General features: G+C 52.7%; 1 protein-coding gene. It reads right to left on the bottom strand.

From position 1 onward, the window contains the following. The coding region (locus NLX78_RS26025; RefSeq protein ID WP_254351884.1) for a non-ribosomal peptide synthase/polyketide synthase at nt 1-19,556 on the bottom strand (19,556 nt) is incomplete at both ends.

The raw sequence follows: 19,556 nt of genomic DNA, 5'->3' as shown, positions 1-19,556 counted from the left end.
AGCTGGCTGTCCACAATGTAGAAGCGGGCGTTCAGCCACGCCTGGCCAATCGGCACATTGCCGCTGCTTGGCAGCTTTGACAATTCTTCGTCGTAGAAGCTGGAGTCAATCGCCGCTTCCGTGACGCCGTAGCTGTTCATAATGCGGATATCCGCGCCAAATCGTTCTTGCAGCACCCGGTAGTCTGTCACGCTGCAGCTATCCGAGCTGGTAATCAGCAGTTCCAGACTGCTCATGTCCAGTCCCTGTTCATACACATGCTGCATAAACGGTACGATTAAAGCCGGTGTGGATTCGAACACCGTAATCTGATAGTCGCGAATCCAGCCGTACAGACGGCTTGGGTCAATGCGATCATCTTTCGGACAGATGACCATCGTTCCACCGTTATAGAGCGTTCGCGCGATATCCCCGACGAACACGTCGAAGGAGAAGCTCGCCAGTTGCAGCAACCGTACCGGGAACTGGTTCAGACGGTAATCCCGGCGATAGGCCGCAGCCGTATTCACCAAGCTGCGATGCTCAATCATGACGCCCTTCGGACGTCCCGTTGTCCCGGACGTGTAGATCACATACGCCAGATCCTGCGGTTCATTGATGTGATTGACGTCTGTGGTATCCCCGGTGTACAACGACTCATCGTCCAACGCCAGTACGGTATGCAGACGTATCCCCGTTGCGGATTCGGATGTAGTTTTGCTTTCATCCAGCCATACCTGTGCACGCTCCTGCAAGCCGATTTGGGTCAACAGTACCGTCGCACCACTGTCCTCCAGCATGAAACGAATACGTTCGGACGGATAGTCTGCATCTAGCGGCACATATGCGCCTCCAGCTTTCCATACCGCCAATACACCGACCAGCATGTCTACCGAACGTTCACTCAAAATGCCGACCATCGACTCGCGTCCAATGCCTTCATTTCGCAATCTACGGGCCAATTGGTTGGCACGCTCGTTCAGTTTACAGTACGTAAGCTGCTGCTCCTCGTACACCACCGCCACGTGATCCGGTACAAGCTGCGCTTGTTCTTCCACATAGGTATGGAACAAGGCTCCTGCTTCAACAGCAGCAACATCCGATACTCCCACATCTCCAAAACCGTAGATGATTTGTGCCTTTTCCTCGACGGTTACCATATCCAAAGCTGCCAGTGGCTGCTGCGGATGCAGGGTAATTGCACGTACAAGTTCGGTAAAATGCTGTGCCAATCGCGCGATGGTTTCAGGCTTGTACAGCGCCGTGCTGTATTCCAGACTGCACAGAATGCCTTCCGGCTGCTCCACTGCATCCAAAGTCAGATCAAATTTGGCCGTATGATTGTCCGTCGGATACGTTTTAAAGGTCAGACCCTCCAGCTCGAACTCCTGCTGTTCAAATGTTTTCAGCTCAAACATCGTGTCAAACAGCGCATTCCGGCTCGTATCCCGCGTTAAATTCAGCTTTTCAACCAGTTCTTCAAAAGGATACTCCTGATGTTCATAAGCACTGAGCGCATGCTCTTTGACCTCTTGCAAGTAATCCAGGAACGTTTTGTCGCCAGACGGATAATTGCGGATCGCCAGCGTGTTGAGGAATACGCCTACCAAGCCCTCCAGTTCCGCATGCGGTCTTCCGGCAATCGGCGTGCCGACGATGATGTCCTCCTGCCCCGAATATTTATGCAAGAGCGTGCTATATGCGGCCAGCAACACCATGTACAAGGTGGAGCCGGTTTGTGCGGCCAGCTGTTTCAACTGCTCGCTGTCCTCCAGGCTGATCGCAAATTCCAATCGAGCTCCTTCTAGACGCTGTACGGCTGGTCTTGCAAAATCCGTTGGCATATCCAGTGCTGGAATGTCACCAGCCATCGTGTTCATCCAGTAGCTTTCCTGCTCACGAAGACGTTCACTTTGCATATCGGCATGCTGCCAAACCGCATAGTCCTTGTACTGGATGCGCAGGGGCGGCAGTTCCTTGCCTTCATACAATTGAGAGAACTCCTGCACGATAATTCCTTCAGTCACGCCATCCGAAATAATATGGTGCATGTCATAGAGCATGACGTGACGCTCCGGTCCGGTTTCCACCAGCTGAACCCGCAGCAATGGTGCTTGTGCGAGATCAAATGCACGTACAAAGTCCTGTGCGTACTGCTGGGTCTCTTCTTCGCTTGCCTGCACATGCTCCACGTTGAATGCGACGCCCGATTCAATCCGTTGAATCACCTCGCCATCCACCATGTCGAATCTAGTTCGCAGGACTTCATGACGGGCAATCAGCTGGCGGAAGGCTTGCTCCAGTCGCGTTTTATCCAAGGAACCTTTAATGATCAAAGCGCCTGGCATATTGTAGCTAACCTCTCCGCCTTCCAGGTGACTCAGCACGTACATCCGTTTTTGCGCCGAGGAAACCGGATAATATGCACGTTCCTCCGCAACAGGGATGGATACATACGTTTGCTGTGTCTGAACTTCTCCCATCACCTGTACCAGTTGCTCAATCGTCGGATATTGGAAAATATCTCGCAGCGCCAGCTTGTAATTCAGCTCCTGATGGATTTTCGCCATCAGAGTTGTCGCGCGCAGAGAATGTCCTCCCACTTCAAAGAAATGGTCCTTAATACCGATCTGCGGATGATTCAGAACACTTTGCCAAATACGTACCAACTGCTCTTCTAGCAGTGTCCGCGGTGCCACGTATGCTGTGCCTCCTTCGAGGCGCGCTTCCGGCGCAGGCAACGCTTTGCGGTCAATTTTCCCGTTTGGTGTCAGCGGGAATTGATCCAGTTGTACGACATATGTCGGGATCATATAACCCGGCAGCTTGGGCTGCAGCAGGTTGCGCAGCTCGGGCAAATTCAGCGCATCAGAGGCTACGACATACGCACACAAATCCTTGTCTCCATCTTCGTTTTCCCAGGCGGTGACGATGGCTTTCTGAATGCCGTCCACGGTCAGCAGCTGTGCTTCCACCTCGCCCAGTTCAATCCGGAAGCCCCGGATTTTGACCTGATCATCCATCCGGCCAATAAAGTCCACATTGCCATCTGGCATCCACCGCGCCAAATCGCCTGTGCGGTACAATCGTTCACCCGGTATGTACGGGTTCGCTACGAATTTCTCGGCGGTCAGGTCCGCACGATTCAAGTAGCCTCGTGCTACCCCGGCACCGCCAATGCAAAGCTCACCCAGTACGCCGATCGGCACCGGATTCAGCTGGCTGTCCACGATGTAGAAGCGGGCGTTCAGCCACGCCTGACCAATCGGCACATTGCCGCTGCTTGGCAGCTTCGACAATTCTTCGTCGTAGAAGCTGGAGTCAATCGCCGCTTCCGTGACGCCGTAACTGTTCATAATGCGGATATCCGCGCCAAATCGTTCTTGCAGCACCCGGTAATCCGTCACACTGCAGCTATCCGAGCTGGTAATCAGCAGTTCCAGACTGCTCATGTCCAGCCCCTGTTCATACACATACTGCATAAACGGTACGATCAGGGCCGGGGTCGATTCGAATACGGTAATCTGGTAATCGCGAATCCAGCCATACAAACGGCTAAAATCAATCCGGTCATCTTTCGGACAAATGACCATCGTGCCGCCGTTATAGAGCGTCCGCGCGATATCCCCGACGAACACGTCGAAGGAGAAGCTCGCCAGCTGCAGCAGTCGTACCGGGAACTCGCTCAGACGGTAATCTCGGCGATACGCCGCAGCCGTATTCACCAAGCTGTGATGTTCGATCATGACACCCTTCGGACGTCCTGTTGTCCCGGAGGTGTAGATCACATACGCCAGATCCTGCGGTTCGTTAATAGGCTTGATATCGGTGGTGTCTCCGATGTACAGCGACTCATCGTCCAGCGCCAGCACGGTATGCAGACGCAGCACTGTTGCCGGTTCGGATGCTGCTTCGCTGTCAGACTTCGAATCTGATTTCAAGCTTACGCCTTCACTAAGGCGGTCTCTTTCCATCGTTTCAGCGCTAACCGCCGTCTCCAGCTCACTCTCATTCTTACCTTCGCCCAGAGCCCATTGGCTTTCATTCAGCCAACCCAGTGCACGCTCCTGCAAGCCCGTTTGGGTCAACAGTACCCTCGCACCACTGTCCTCCAGCATGAAACGAATACGTTCGGACGGATAGTCTGCATCCAGCGGCACATAGGCGCCTCCAGCTTTCCACACCGCCAATACGCCGACCAGCATATCCACCGAGCGTTCGCTCAAAATGCCGACAATCGATTCGCGTCCGATACCTTCATTTCGCAATCTCCGCGCCAATTGGTTCGCACGCTCGTTCAGTTTCCGGTACGTAAGCTGCTGCTCCTCGTACACCACCGCCACGTGATCCGGTACAAGCTGCGCCTGTTCTTCCACAAAGGTATGGAATAAGGCTCCTGCTTCAGCAGCAACATCCGATACCCCCACATCTCCAAATCCATGAATGATTTGTGCTTTTTCCTCGGCAGGTACCATATCCAAAGCTGCCAGTGGCTGTTGTGGATGCAGTGTAATTGCACGTACGAGTTCGGTAAAATGCTGCGCCAATCGCGCAATCGTCTCAGGCTTATATAGCGCCGTGCTGTATTCCAGACGGCACAGAATGCCTTCTGGCTGCTCTATTGCATCCAAGCTCAGATCAAATTTGGCCGTATGATTTTCCAGCGGATACGAATTCAGGGTCAGACCTTCTAGCTGCAACTCCTGCTGCTCCAATGTTTTCAACTCAAACATCGTGTCAAACAGCGCATTTCGACTCGTATCCCGCGTCAAATTCAGCTTTTCAACCAACTCTTCAAAAGGATAGTCCTGATGCTCATAAGCACTGAGCGCATGCTCCTTCACCTCTTGCAGATAATCCAGGAACGATTGGTCGCTAGACGGATAATTGCGGATTGCCAGCGTGTTGATGAAGACACCTACCAGACTCTCCAGTTCCGCATGCGGTCTTCCAGCAATCGGCGTGCCGACTACGATATCTTCTTGGCCTGTGTATTTATGCAAGAGCGTAGTGTACGCCGCCAGCAGCACCATATACAAGGTTGCGCCTGTTTGTCCCGCCAGTTCTTTCAGGCGTTCGCTAACTTCACGCTCCAGTCCGAATTCGATCGTATCCCCTGCCGTACTCTGCACCGCCGGACGGGCAAAGTCGGTTGCCAGATCCAGCACAGGCACGCCGCCCCGGAAGGTACCCAGCCAGTACGCTTCCTGACGCTGCATCCACTCCTGATGGGCTTCGCTTTGCTGCCATACCGCATAATCCTTGTACTGAATCCGCAATGCCGGTAGCTCTTCACCGCCATACAAGCGGACAAATTCATCGGTCAGTACCTCCATCGACACACCATCCGAAACGATATGATGCATGTCGAGCATGAGTAAATGCTGGGATTCCTGCTCTGCTCCTTGTGCGCCCAGATCCACCAAGCCCACCCGCAGCAGCGGTGCAGCTTTCAGATCGAACGGACGCACAAACTGCCGTACCCGTTCTTGTGCTTCCTGGCTGACCGTCGTGTCCGTAGCTGTATCCAAATCTGTAGATGTGTCCTGATTTGTATCCGTAGTCGCACCCTCTGCTTGTACCTTCGTATATTCCACCTCGAACGGCACGGTGTCCTCAACCCATTGCATCGGCTCATTGTCCACCAGCTCAAAGCGGGTACGCAAGATTGCATGGCGGGCGATCAGTTGACGGAACACGTCTTCTACTCGTTTTACGTCCAGCGGACCACTCACTTGCAGCACCGACGGCATGTTGTAATTCACATCACTTGGATCAAACTGATGCAGCACATACAGTCGTTTTTGCGCCGAAGATAACGGGTAGAAGCTGCGTTCTTCCGTTACTGGAATGGACGCATAGGTTACTTGATCCAGACTTTCTAACACCGTTGCCAGTTGCTCAATCGTTGGTGCTTCAAAAATACTGCGTAGTGGAAGCGGCTTGTTCAGCTCCTTGTGAATCTTCGAGGCCAGTGTCGTCGCCCGCAGCGAATGTCCGCCAATCTCGAAGAAGTTTTCCTTCACGCCGACCTGCGTGAGACCCAGCACATCCTGCCAAATGTGTGCCAGCTTCACTTCCACCCACGTCCGTGGTGCGACATAATCCGCTCCGGTTTGCAGGCTGCCTTCCGGTGCTGGCAGGGCTTTGCGGTCAATTTTGCCATTTGGACTCAGTGGCATCTGCTCCAGCTGTACAAAGTACGATGGCACCATGTAGCTTGGCAGTTCTCGGCCCAGCTCACTTCTCAGCTCACTGGCACCCATCTCTTGCCCGGCGACATAGTACGCCACCATTTGTTTTTGGCCCGTCTCATCCGCACGCGCCGTGACCACGGCTTCGCGTACCGATTCCACTTGGAGCAGCTGCGATTCGACCTCGCCCAGCTCAATCCGGTACCCCCGGATTTTCACCTGATGGTCGATCCGGCCCAAATATTCAATGTTGCCGTCTGCCATCCATCTCGCCAAATCACCTGTACGGTACATCCGCTCATAGCCTGCTTCCCCGCCGGCAAACGGATCGGCTACGAATTTCTCCGCCGTCAGCTCTGGACGGTTCAGATAGCCGCGGGCTACACCTACACCGCCGATGCACAGTTCACCCGCAACCCCAATCGGCTGCAATTGCTCCGTACCTTCCTTCACGATGTACAGACGGATATTTTGGATCGGTTTTCCGATTGGAATGACCGCATATTCCTCATCCGGTTCACAATCGAAGTACGATACGTCCACCGTCGCTTCGGTCGGGCCGTAGAGATTGACCAGCTTCGCTCCGGCCAGGCTCGATACAAGCCGTTGGAATCGCGCGACATGCTGTGGCGGCAACGCTTCGCCGCTGGCAAACACGTGACGCAACGTTGCCAGCTTCGCTTGCATCACTTCCTGTGGCTGCTGCTCCACGTACTCCAGGAACGCATGCAGCATGGCGGGAACAAAGTGCATCGTGCTCACGCCATCGCGGGCAATCGTGTCGACGATGTCTTCCGGGTTCTTCTCCCCGCCCACGGACAGCAGACTCACCTTTGAGCCGACCAGCGACCACCAGAACAGCTCCCACACCGACACGTCGAACGTGAAGGCGGTCTTTTGCAGGATCGTATCTTCCGCACTCAAGCCGTACCGATCATGCATCCACAAAATCCGGTTCAGCACGGAATGGTGCTCCACCATCACGCCCTTCGGTTTTCCCGTGGAGCCGGAGGTGTAGATGACATAGGCTACATGGTGTGGTCCGGCCAGTGGCTCTAGATTCGAGCCGTCTTTGTGGTAAATGTCTTGGTCATCCTGCGCATGACGATCCAGCACCAGCACTTGGCCGCCGAAACTCAGCGTTGCTTGCTCAGCCAAATGCGATTGCGTCAGCACCAGCTTCGCTCCCGAGTCCTCTAGCATAAAGCGGATACGGTCCGCCGGATATTCTGGATCGATGGGTACGTAGGCTCCGCCTGCTTTGAGGATCGCATAAATGCCGACGATCATGTCCAGCGAACGGTGAACCAGTATGCCTACCGGCTGATCCGGCTGAACACCTTCCGCACGCAGCGTCCGGGCCAAACGGTTCGCTCTCTCATTCAACTCCGCGTAGGTCAACGATTCCGATCCGTACAATACTGCCACCTGATCCGGTGTATTCGTGGCCTGCTGCTCAAACAATGCACTTAACGTCTGATCCTGCGGATAAGCTGCGGCCGTATCCCCCCAGACCTGAACGATCTGTACCTGTTCTTCCGGTGTTACCAATTCCAGCTCATTCACACGGATATGCGGATTATTCACGATTTGCTCGAGGACATGCAGTACATGTCCTTGCATACGCTCCACGGTAGCCCGATCGTATACATTGGCGTTGTATCTGAACATGATGCGGAAGGTTTTATCTGGCATCACAATCAAGTCCAGATCATAATTCGTTTGTTCAACAACCTCTACATTCGTAATTTCAAAAGCGGACGGACGAACTTCACCCAGCTGCTCAACTTGCTCCTCTACCGGATAATTCTCAAATACCATAATGTGGTTAATCAGGTTCTGCTTCTGCTCCGTCAGCGCCTGAATTTCATACAGCGGGAAGCTGTCATAGGCTCCCGAGGCCAGTGCCTGTTCCTGCGTTTTCCGCATCACTTCCACAAAAGTGGCATTCCGTTCACTTTGAATCCGCACCGGGATCGTATTAATGAACAAACCGATCATATGCTCTACGCCGGCAATATCCGTTGGACGTCCAGATACGACACTACCGAAAATAACATCCTCATTATTGTTATATTTCTGCAAAATAAGGCCCCACACGCTCTGCATCAGCGTATTAATCGTGACCTGCTGCTGCTTCGCAATCCGGTGTATGGCTTCGCTCCACGTTGGATCCAGATCTACCGTTATTTTTTCAGAAATATACTCGCTGGTTTCACTTGCTGTAGTGGATACCGTATGATCCCTGCTATCTGCCGCTTGGTCTTTCGATAAAGTATCCGATCCAGGTAACAACGTCTGCTGTTCAAAGCCGGCCAAATAGCTGCTCCAATATTCTTTTGCTGCACGCTCATCCTGACGCCCCAGCCATTCGATATATTGGCCATATGGTGTGATAGGAGCAAGCTCCGGCTGCTTCTGCTCCAGCAGCGCAAAGTACGTACCAAACACTTCACCCGTAACGAGCGATAAGCACCAGCCATCCATAACAATATGATGGAAGCTCCATACCAAGTGATACGTTTCTTCATGGGTCTGCAATACCTGTACGCGCATGAGGGCATCCGTACCAAGATTAAAGCCTCTAGCCTGGTCCTCTTGCTTAAACGCCCGGATATACGCCTGTTGCTCCGCTTCCTGCATTTCCCGTATATCCTGGAAGGAAAGGTCGCTATCTTTGTGACGGAACACGATCTGCAATGGCTCCTGACTGTGCCCTGTCTCAAACACATGGAAATTCGTTCGCAGCGCTTCATGACGCTGTGTCAGTACATCCAGACTCTTGCGGAAAACAGCTACATCAAAGCTTCCTTTTTGATCAAACGAGGCTTGCTGGAAGTAGGCGCCTGACTCCGGCTCCATCAAGCTATGGAACAGCATCCCCTTCTGCATAGGCGAGAGAGCATACACATTTTCCAGCTCACCCACAGAAGCTGTTTGCTCTGTCAATTGTTCCAGTTGCTCCAGTGTCAAGCCTTTGAACAATACATCACTTGGTGTTAGCTCACTCCGCTCTTTGGAGGCACAATGAACGATCACTTCCTGCAAGCTTTCCTGCAGCAACTGCGCAAATTTTTCTACATTTTGCTGATGATATACCTTACTGTCATAGCGAATGTCCAGTGTCAGCGCGCCCGCTGTAATCATTCCGTTCACATTCAGCGGATGCTCCAGAACGGTATGGTCACTCATCGGCTCTCCACCTGGATGTGAAGACAGCGTGATATCCCCATTTTCCAAGTCCTGATCAAATTGTCCTAAATAGTTAAAGCTAATTTCAGGCTGCAAGGTCCAGGAAGGATGGGCATCATGCTGAGACATATATTTCAAAATGCCGTAGCCAATGCCCTTATGCGGTACATGACGCAGGTCTTCCTTCACCCGCTTGATTCGCTGTCCGACTGCTGCCTTTCCGTCCACATCCAGCAGCACCGGATATTGGCTCGTAAACCAGCCCACGGTACGGGTGATGTCGATATCTGGAACAATGGCTTCCCGGCCATGTCCCTCCAGATTGACCAGCACACGCTCCTGACCGCTCCAGTTATATACCGCTGTGCCGAGTGCGGTTAACAGCAGATCATTGACCTCGGTGTGGTACGCACGGTGTACTTCTTGAAGCAACATCCGTGTTTCCTGCTCGCTCCAAGCCACAGTCACAGTCTCACTGTCTCTGATCAGAAAATGCTGCCCTTCCGCTCTTTCTTGATCCTTAGGCAACGATGCAATTTCTATTTGGGCAAGACGCTGCCAATATTCGCGTTCATTTTCGATCGCCGGACTATTCGCATATTGAGACAACCGCTCTGCCCAAGCAGAGAAAGCGTCCGTTTTATAAGGCAGGCGAATCGCTTCTCCCCGCACGGCCTGCTCATATCCCGTGGCAAAATCCTCAAACACAATTCGCCACGAAATCCCGTCCACCACCAAATGGTGAATCGCAATCAGTAAATGATCCCCATCCATGCAGCGGAAAAGTCCCAGCTTCACCAGCGGTCCTTCGTCCAGACGAATGGAACTTTGGATGGCATTGGCTTTCATTTCAATGGCTGCTGCAACATCTGTAATGTTTTGCACATCCGTCAGATCAACAACGTCCAGACGATACAGCTCGCCTTCGTTTAAACCACGATTCCACGCTTCATAGCCCTGTTCGGTCTGACGGAAGATCATACGTAGCGCATCATGATGCTCAGTTACCTTGGTCATCGTTTCACGCAATGCGGCTTCATCGAAGCCTTGCGCCCTATACAGCATCACCGATTGGTTGAAATAATGTGGCTCTGCTGAGGATTGTCCAAAGAACCATTGCTGAATCGGGGTCAATCTAACTGCCCCCGAAACCACCCGCTGATCGGCTGTGCGGCTGACCTTATGAACATGACCGCTCAGCAGCGAGATGGAAGGAGATTGGAACAAATCCTTCATGTCCAGCTTGTAGCCCGCTTGCAGCAAACGGGAGGATACCTGGATCGCTTTGATCGAATCGCCGCCCAGATCGAAGAAATTATCCAGAATTCCGACTCTCTTCGCTCCTAATACAGCCTGCCAAATGGACACTAACGTCTGCTCCAGCGCTGTGCGCGGCTCTACATAATCCGCTCCGCTTTGCAGACTGCCTTCTGGTGCCGGCAGGGCCTTACGGTCGATTTTATCGTTCGGTGTCAGTGGCATCTGCTCCAGCTGGATGAAATACGAAGGCACCATGTAGTTTGGTAGCTCCTCACCCAGTAAGCTGCGCAGCTCACCAGCGCTTACTTCCCGTTCAGCAACATAGTACGCCACCAGTTGGTTTTGCCCCTGCTCGTCCGCCTGGGCCAGTACGATGACCTCTTGTACATCCTCCACTTTCAAAATTTGTGCCTCGACCTCGCCCAGCTCGATCCGGTAGCCCCGGATTTTCACCTGATGGTCGATCCGGCCCAAATATTCGATGTTGCCGTCTGGCATCCATCTCGCCAAGTCACCCGTACGGTACATTCGTTCATAGCCGGCTTCCCCAGCCGCAAACGGGTTAATTACAAATTTCTCAGCCGTCAGCTCTGGACGATCTAGATAACCCCGAGCCAGACCCGGACCGGACACGCACAGTTCACCCGCTACGCCTACCGGAGCCAAATGTCCATGCACATCCACCATGTATACCCGATGATTCGGCACAGGGCGTCCGATGGAAATCAGTTGTCCAGCTCTCTCATCCTCGGATACGGACCAGATCGACGTCGCCACCGAGTTTTCGGTGGGACCGTAGCCGTTGTAGTACGCCACCTGATCCTTCCACTTGTACACCAGCTCGGTTGAAGATGCTGAACCCGCCGTAAACAAAATACGCAGGTTTGGCATCCGTTCTGGCTCCAGATACACCGCATAGGTCGGCGGCAAAGCTGCTACGGTGATCTGATGATCCGCCATATATTGCTCAAACCGCTCGTAGTTCAAAATCGTCTCTGACGTTGGTACATACAGTGTGGCTCCACAGAACAGTGCCTGGAAGATTTCCCAGCAAGCCGCATCAAACGAATAGCTGGCGAACAGCAACGCATGATCCGACGTACGGATCTTGAGCGTCTGATCAAAATATGTTTTCAGATTGCACAGCCCGTGATGCTCCAGCATCACGCCCTTCGGCTGCCCTGTGGTCCCTGACGTATAAATCACATAGGCTAGATCGTTCGGACCGGACCACGGCTCCAGATTGGAACCATCCTCGTGGTACACCGTTTGCTCCCCATCCAACACCAGCACGTGACCGTCGATAGCTGCTTTGTCCACCAGATGGCTTTGCGTCAACAGCAGCTTCGCACCCGAGTCGTCCAGCATGTAGCGGATACGCTCCTCTGGATAGGTCGGATCGATGGGGACATATGCACCCCCGGCTTTTAAAATCCCGAAGATACCTACGATCATGTCCACCGAACGCTCAGTCATCAGACCCACCAGACGATCTTTCGTCACGCCTTGACTACGCAAGGTACGAGCCAAACGATTGGCGCGTGCATTCAGCTCGCGATAGGTTAATTGCTCTCCTTCGAAGAACAATGCTGTCTGCTCCGGCGTCCGCGCAGTTTGCATTTCGAACAAGCCGTGAATCGTTTGCTTACTTGGATAGACTGCCGCTGTATTGCCCCAGACCTCAACGATCTGCTTACGCTCCTGCACCGTAACCATATCCAGTTCATGCACCCGAATGTCCGGCTTCGCTGTCACCTGTTCCAGCAGCTGTACCAGATGACCTCGAATTTGCTCTACACTTTCCCGTTCAAAGGCCAGTGCATTATACCCAAAACTCATATGAATGGTGTTCCCTGGCAGTACCACCAGGTTAAAGTCATAGTTGGTCTGCTCGACAGACTCGGCTCCGGTGATGCTGAAGCTGGACTCATCACCGTTGCCTAATTGCTCCAATTGTTCCTCTACCGGATAGTTCTCAAAAATAAGAATATGATTGATCAAATCCTGCTTAAGCTCCGACAGCCCCTGAATTTCATACAACGGGTACGTATCATAGGCATGGGAAGCAATCGATTGCTCTTGGGTTTGCTTCATCACGTCTGAGAATAAGCTGTCCACTTGACTGCGGATACGCACAGGAATGGTATTGATAAACAAACCAATGATGTGCTCCACATTCGGAATGTCTGCCGGACGTCCAGATACCACGCTGCCAAACACCACATCATCTGTACCATTATATTTTTGCAGCAAAAGGCCCCAAACGGTCTGCATCAACGTATTGATCGTTACCTGATAACGCTTGGCTACACGCTGAATGCCTGCCGTTAGATCCGCGCCCAAGTCAAAATCCAGACGCTCCGCCTGATATTCCGTTTTGCCCTGAATTTTAGCCTGTGGCAGGCGGGACTGTTCCTCATATCCTTCCAGAACCTTGCTCCAGTAACCTGATGCGGCCTGACGATCCTGCTGCTGCAGCCATTCGATATATTGACTGTACGGCGTTACAGGGGCCAATTCAGGCTGCTTATGAGCCAGTATCGCAAAATAACTCGCAAACACTTCGCCTGTCACCAGCGACAAGCACCAGCCGTCCATGACGATATGATGGAAGCTCCATACAAAACGGTACGCATCCTCACCTCTGCGCAAAACAGCCACACGCATCAAAGCATCTTGCGCCAGATCAAAGCCTCTTTGCTTGTCTTTGCGCGTATATTCGAAGATGTATTCGTTTTGCCGCTCTTGCTCCATATCCCGCAGGTCTTCAACATATAATTCACTGCGCTTATTCCGATACACGACCTGCAGCGGTTCATCTTTCCAGCCGCTGTAGAAGTTCGTGCGTAGTACCGTATGCCGCTGCACCAATACATCCAAACTTGCCGCAAACGCATCGACATTAAAATGTCCTTGCAGATCAAAGGAGGCCTGTTCAAAGTAAGCTCCTGATTGCGAATCCATCAGATTGTAAAAGAGCATGCCCTTTTGCATCGGCGTCAGTGCGTATACATTTTCCAGCTCACCGGTATGTGCCGCCTGTTCCGCAATTTGTTCCAGTTCTCTAGTCGTCAGACCTTTGAAGGACACATCACTCGGCGTCAGCTCCGGCTGTTCCTGAGCGACACAATGCGTAATCACCTCTTGCAAAGCGGATTGCAGCAGTCTCGCCACACGTTCCAGCGTTTCTTGGCGATACTGCTTACGGCTGTAAGCGATCGTCAAGCGCAGCGTGCCTTCCGAGATCATTGCGTTCAAATCCAGCGTATATTGCAGCGGTGAATGGGCATCCTCTGTCTCCCCTGCGCTATAGGATGACCATGTGATTCCACTGTTTTGCACATCCTGATCGACCTGTCCCAAGTAGTTAAAGCTGATTTCCGGTTCTGCTGCAATCGCATGCGCTTCACCTGATGCAGACGCAGGAGATAAGTAGCGCCATGTGCCATAGGTCAGCCCTTTATGCGGAATGCGGCGCAGACCTTCCTTCGTTTCTTTGATGTGCTGTGCCAGTGTCATTCCCTTGCCCATTTCCAGCAGCACCGGATACAAGCTCGTAAACCAGCCTACTGTACGTGTAATATCCACCTCTGGCAGGATTGCTTCCCGGCCATGTCCCTCCAGATTCACCAGCACCTGTCCGGCGCCTGTCCAGTTGTGCATCGCCAATCCTAACGCGGTCAACAGCAAATCATTGACCTCGGTGTTATAGGCACGATGGGCCTGCTTTAGCAGTTGCTCCGTTTCAGCCTCGGTCCACTCCACCGTCAACACTTCGCTGTCTGCATTCAAGGAGCCCTCGTAGGCGAAATCCTTAGGCAGCGCTGCCGCTTTCGCTTTGGCCTGTTCCAGCTGCTGCCAGTAGGCTTCATCCGATGCAGCCTCTGGACGGTTGGCGTAAGACGACAACTCCCGTGCCCATGTTTGGAAGGAATCTGTTTTATAGGGCAATCGTACAGGCTCGCCCTTGATCGCCTGCTCGTAACCTGTCGAGAAATCTTCAAACAGAATTCGCCACGATACCCCGTCCACCACCAAATGGTGAATGGCTATGAGCAAATGATCGCCCTCGGCTGTGCGGAACAATCCCAGCTTCACCAGAGGTCCTTCGGACAGGTGGATGCTGCTTTGAATTTCGGTTGCCTTCGCTTCCAGCGCTTCCGCATAGGTTTCCTGTTCACGGTAGTCCACGGTTTCCAGCGTATACAACGCGCCTTCATCTACACCGCGTGTCCAAGCATCGTAACCAGATGAAGCCTGACGGAAAACCGTACGAAGCGCATCATGATGCTTCACGATGTGATCCATCACCTGACGAACCGCTATCTCATTAAAGCCCTCGGTACGATAGAGCATAACTGCCTGATTAAAGTGCTGCGGACGCTCGCGCTCCTGCGCAAAGAACCAATGCTGGATTGGAAGCAAAGCGGTTTCCCCACTTACTTCTCCTTGATCTGCCATACGACTGACCTCATGCATATGCGGTGCCAGTGTTGCAACCGTTGGATACTGGAACAAATCCTTCATGTCCAGCTTATAGCCAGCCTGAAACGCACGGGATGCGATTTGGATCGCCTTGATCGAATCGCCACCCAGATCGAAGAAATTGTCCAAAATACCGACAGTCTGCAGTCCCAGTACCGACTGCCAGACCGCTACTAGAGCGCGTTCTTGAGCAGTACGCGGCTCTGCATAATCCGTTCCGGTTTGTAGGCTGCCTTCTGGTGCTGGTAGGGCCTTGCGGTCAATTTTGCCATTTGGACTCAGCGGCATCTGCTCCAGCTGTACAAAGTACGACGGCACCATGTAGCTTGGCAGCTCCCGGCCCAGCTCACTTCTCAGCTCACTGGCACCCATTTCTTGTCCGGCGACATAGTAGGCCACCATTTGTTTTTGTCCCGTTTCGTCTGCACGAGCCACGACGACCGCTTCGCGTACCGATTCCACTTGGAGCAGCTGCGATTCGACCTCGCCCAGCTCAATCCGGTACCCCCGGATTTTCACCTGATGGTCGATCCGGCCCAGATATTCAATGTTGCCGTCCGGCATCCATCTCGCCAAATCGCCTGTGCGGTACATCCGTTCATAGCCGGCTTCCCCGCCGGCAAACGGGTCGGCTACGAATTTCTCGGCCGTCAGCTCTGGACGGTTCAGATAGCCGCGGGCTACGCCGACACCACCGATGCACAGCTCACCCGCAACCCCAATCGGCTGCAATTGCTCCGTGCCTTCCTTCATGATGTACAGACGAATATTTTGAATCGGTTTTCCGATCGGAATAACTCCATATTCCTCATCCGGCTCGCAATCGAAGTACGATACGTCCACCGTCGCTTCGGTTGGGCCGTACAGGTTGATCAGCTTCGCTCCAGTCAGGTTCGACACAAGCCGTTGGAATCGGGCCACATGCTGTGGCGGCAATGCTTCACCACTGGCAAACACATGCCGCAACGTTGCCAGCTTCGTTTGCATCACTTCCCGTGGCTGCTGCTCCACGTACTCCAGGAACGCATGCAGCATGGCGGGAACAAAGTGCATTGTGCTCACGCCATCGCGGGCAATCGTGTCGACGATGTCTTCCGGGTTCTTTTCCCCGCCTACCGACAGCAAGCTCACCTTCGAGCCGACCAGCGACCACCAGAACAGCTCCCACACCGACACGTCGAACGTGAAGGCCGTCTTTTGCAGGATCGTATCTCCCGCACTCAAGCCGTATCGATCATGCATCCACAAAATCCGGTTCAGCACGGAATGGTGCTCCACCATCACGCCCTTCGGTTTCCCCGTGGAGCCGGAGGTATAGATGACATAGGCTACATGGTGTGGTCCAGCCAGTGGCTCCAGATTCGAACCGTCTTTGTGGTAAATGTCCTCGCGATCCAACACCAGCACCTGGCCGTTGAAACTCAGCGATGCTTGCTCTGCCAGATGCGACTGCGTCAGTACCAGCTTCGCGCCCGAGTCCTCCAGCATAAAGCGGATACGATCCGCCGGATATTCTGGATCGATGGGTACATAAGCTCCGCCTGCTTTGAGGATCGCATAAATGCCTACGATCATGTCCAGCGAACGGTGGACCAAAATGCCTACAGGCTGATCCGGTTCAACACCTGCGGCACGCAGCGTTCGAGCCAAACGGTTCGCGCGCTCATTCAACTCCACGTAGGTCAACGACTCCGCTCCGCACAACACTGCCACCTGATCCGGTGTTTTCGCTGCCTGCTGCTCGAACAGTGCACTTAGCGTTTGATCCTGCGGATAGGCTGCCGCCGTATCCCCCCAGACCTGAACGAGCTGTGCCTGTTCTTCCGGTGTCACCAATTCCAACTCATTCACTCGGATATGCGGATTGTCCACAATTTGTCCGATGACATGGTCGATATGGCCCTGGATACGCTGCATGGCAGACCGGCTATACACGAGCGCATTGTATTCAAGCAGGATAGAGATATCCTCATCAGGCACGACAATCAGGTTAAAATCGTAGTTGGTTTGCTCGGCAAGTGCCACATTGGCAATCGAGAAGCCTGTTTGTGCCTTTGTCTCGCCGGAACCGCCCATCTGCTTCATCTGTTGCCCGATCGGGTAGTTTTCAAAGACCATAATGTGATGAATCAGGTCTTGTTTTTGTTCAGTCAGTGCCTGAATATCGTATAGCGGGAACGTATCATAGACACTGGAGGCCAAAGCCTGTTCCTGGGTGCGCTGCAATACTTCAGCAAATGTAGCATCCGGTGCACTGCCAATGCGTACTGGAATCGTGTTGATAAACAAACCGATCATGTTCTCCACGCCTGGAAGGTCTGCCGGACGACCGGATACCACACCACCAAACACAACATTCTGATTATTATTGTATTGCTGTAAAATAACGCCCCACACACTTTGCAGCAGTGTGTTAATCGTGACATGTTGTTGCTTGGCCATTTGGTTTAATGCCGCAGTCCGTTCTTTACCCAACCTAAAGGGCAGCTTTTCCGAAACATAGCCGGCATTTGAACTTTCATCGCTTCCGTCTGATTCTTCATCCCGTGCGACGACAGAAGCTTGTGCGTTCTCACCAGGCAACAAGGTTTGCTGCTCAAAACCTGCCAAATAGTCACTCCAATAACGGGTCGCTTCCTGTGCATCCTGATGTTCCAACCATTCGATATAATCACTATACGGCTTGACAGGTGCCAGCTCTGGCTGCTTGTGCTCCAGCAGGGCAACATATGCACCAAATACTTCGTCCGTCATCAGGGACAGGCACCATCCGTCCATCACAATATGATGGAAGCTCCATACAAAACGGTATGAGCTTTCACCCGTGCGGAAGACGGCTACGCGCATGAGCGCATCCTTGCTTAGATTAAAGCCTCGAGCTTTATCCTGAGCCACAAATTCAGCTACAGCGTGTTCACGCCCTCTGACATCCTCATAACGGAAGCTCGGATTTTTATGACGATAGACAATCTGCAACGGTTGACCATACCAGCCGCTGTAGAAATTCGTCCGTAATATAGCATGCCGGCTAACCAGCAGCTTCAAACTTTCCTCGAATAGGGATGGTTCAAAGTGGCCCTCTAGATCAAAGGTCGCCTGTTCAAAATACACGCCTGTTTCTGCATTCATCAAACTATGGAACAGCATACCCTTTTGCATAGGGGTCAAGGGATACACATTTTCCAATTCCCCAACCGTCTTGGTCTGCTCGATAATCGTATCTAATTGCTCCAGGGTCAGACCTTTTAGCAATACATCACTTGGAGTCAATTCAGTCCGCTCCCGTGTGACACAATGCTCGATCATTTCAAGCAGATTGGATTTCAGCAGATTGGCTAGCATGTGGACGGTGTCCTTACGGAAGGCTTTGCCGTTATACCGAATGTCCAGTTCCAGGATGCCGTTCGTTACGATCCCGCTCACATCGAGAGCATATTTCATCTTCGTCCGGTCACTAACGACCGATCCAATTGAGTAAGGAGACCTACGCATATCGCTGTTTTGTAAGTCCTGATCCAGCTGTCCGAGATAGTTAAAGCTTACTTGTGGCTCGGCAAAAGCTTGCTGTTGACCAGGGTTCAGTGTATTGGCTTGCTGACCAACGGCTTGGCCGGATTCACTCAAATATCTCCAGATTCCGTAGCCCATTCCTTTATTCGGAATAAGGCGCAGGCTCTCTTTGACCTGTTTGATGCGTTCTGACAAAGCGGGATCACAACCAACGTCCAGCAATACCGGATATGGACTCGTAAACCAGCCTACCGTACGAGAAATGTCTGTATCCGGCAAAATGTTCTCACGCCCGTGTCCCTCTAAATTAATCAGACTGCGTTCATGACCCGTCCACGTGTACAGCATCATGCCCAAAGCCGTCAGAAGCAGATCGTTCACTTCCGTGTTATATGCGCGGTGTGCTTGTTTCAGTAGTCTCTCTGTCTCTTTTTCCGTGAGTTGGAAGGCCACTGTATCCGTGTCAGCCAAGGTAAAGGGCTCAGCCTGCGCTTGATCCTCAGGTAAACGTACTTGGTCAGACAAAGCCGCTGCGTTCCATTGCTCCCAGTAGGCGTATTCACTTTCCATAGCTGTGCTATTGGCATAGGTGGAAAGTTTTTGTGACCAGGAACGGAAGGAATCCGTTTTGTCCGGCAGCTGAAGCACTTCCTGATGAACAGCCTGTTCATAGGCAGTAGCCAAATCCTCAAACAAGATACGCCAGGATACCCCGTCCACGACCAAATGGTGAATCGCCATCAGGAGATGATCTCCATCTGCACAGTGGAACAAGCCCGCCTTCAACAACGGCCCTTCATGCAGTTGGATACTGCTTTGGATTTCACTGGCTTTCGCCTCAATTGCCGCGCTGAGCATAGCTTCATCCGTCAAATCCCTAAAGTCCAGCACGTCCAGATGATACAGCTCGCCTTCCTGTATTCCGCGGTTCCATGC

This window comes from Paenibacillus sp. Lou8.1, from assembly GCF_024213565.1.
In the GTDB taxonomy this organism is placed as follows: domain Bacteria; phylum Bacillota; class Bacilli; order Paenibacillales; family Paenibacillaceae; genus Paenibacillus; species Paenibacillus polymyxa_B.
The sequence above is the reverse complement of the archived record's forward strand: the minus strand, read 5'-3'. Positions and strand labels throughout refer to the sequence as shown.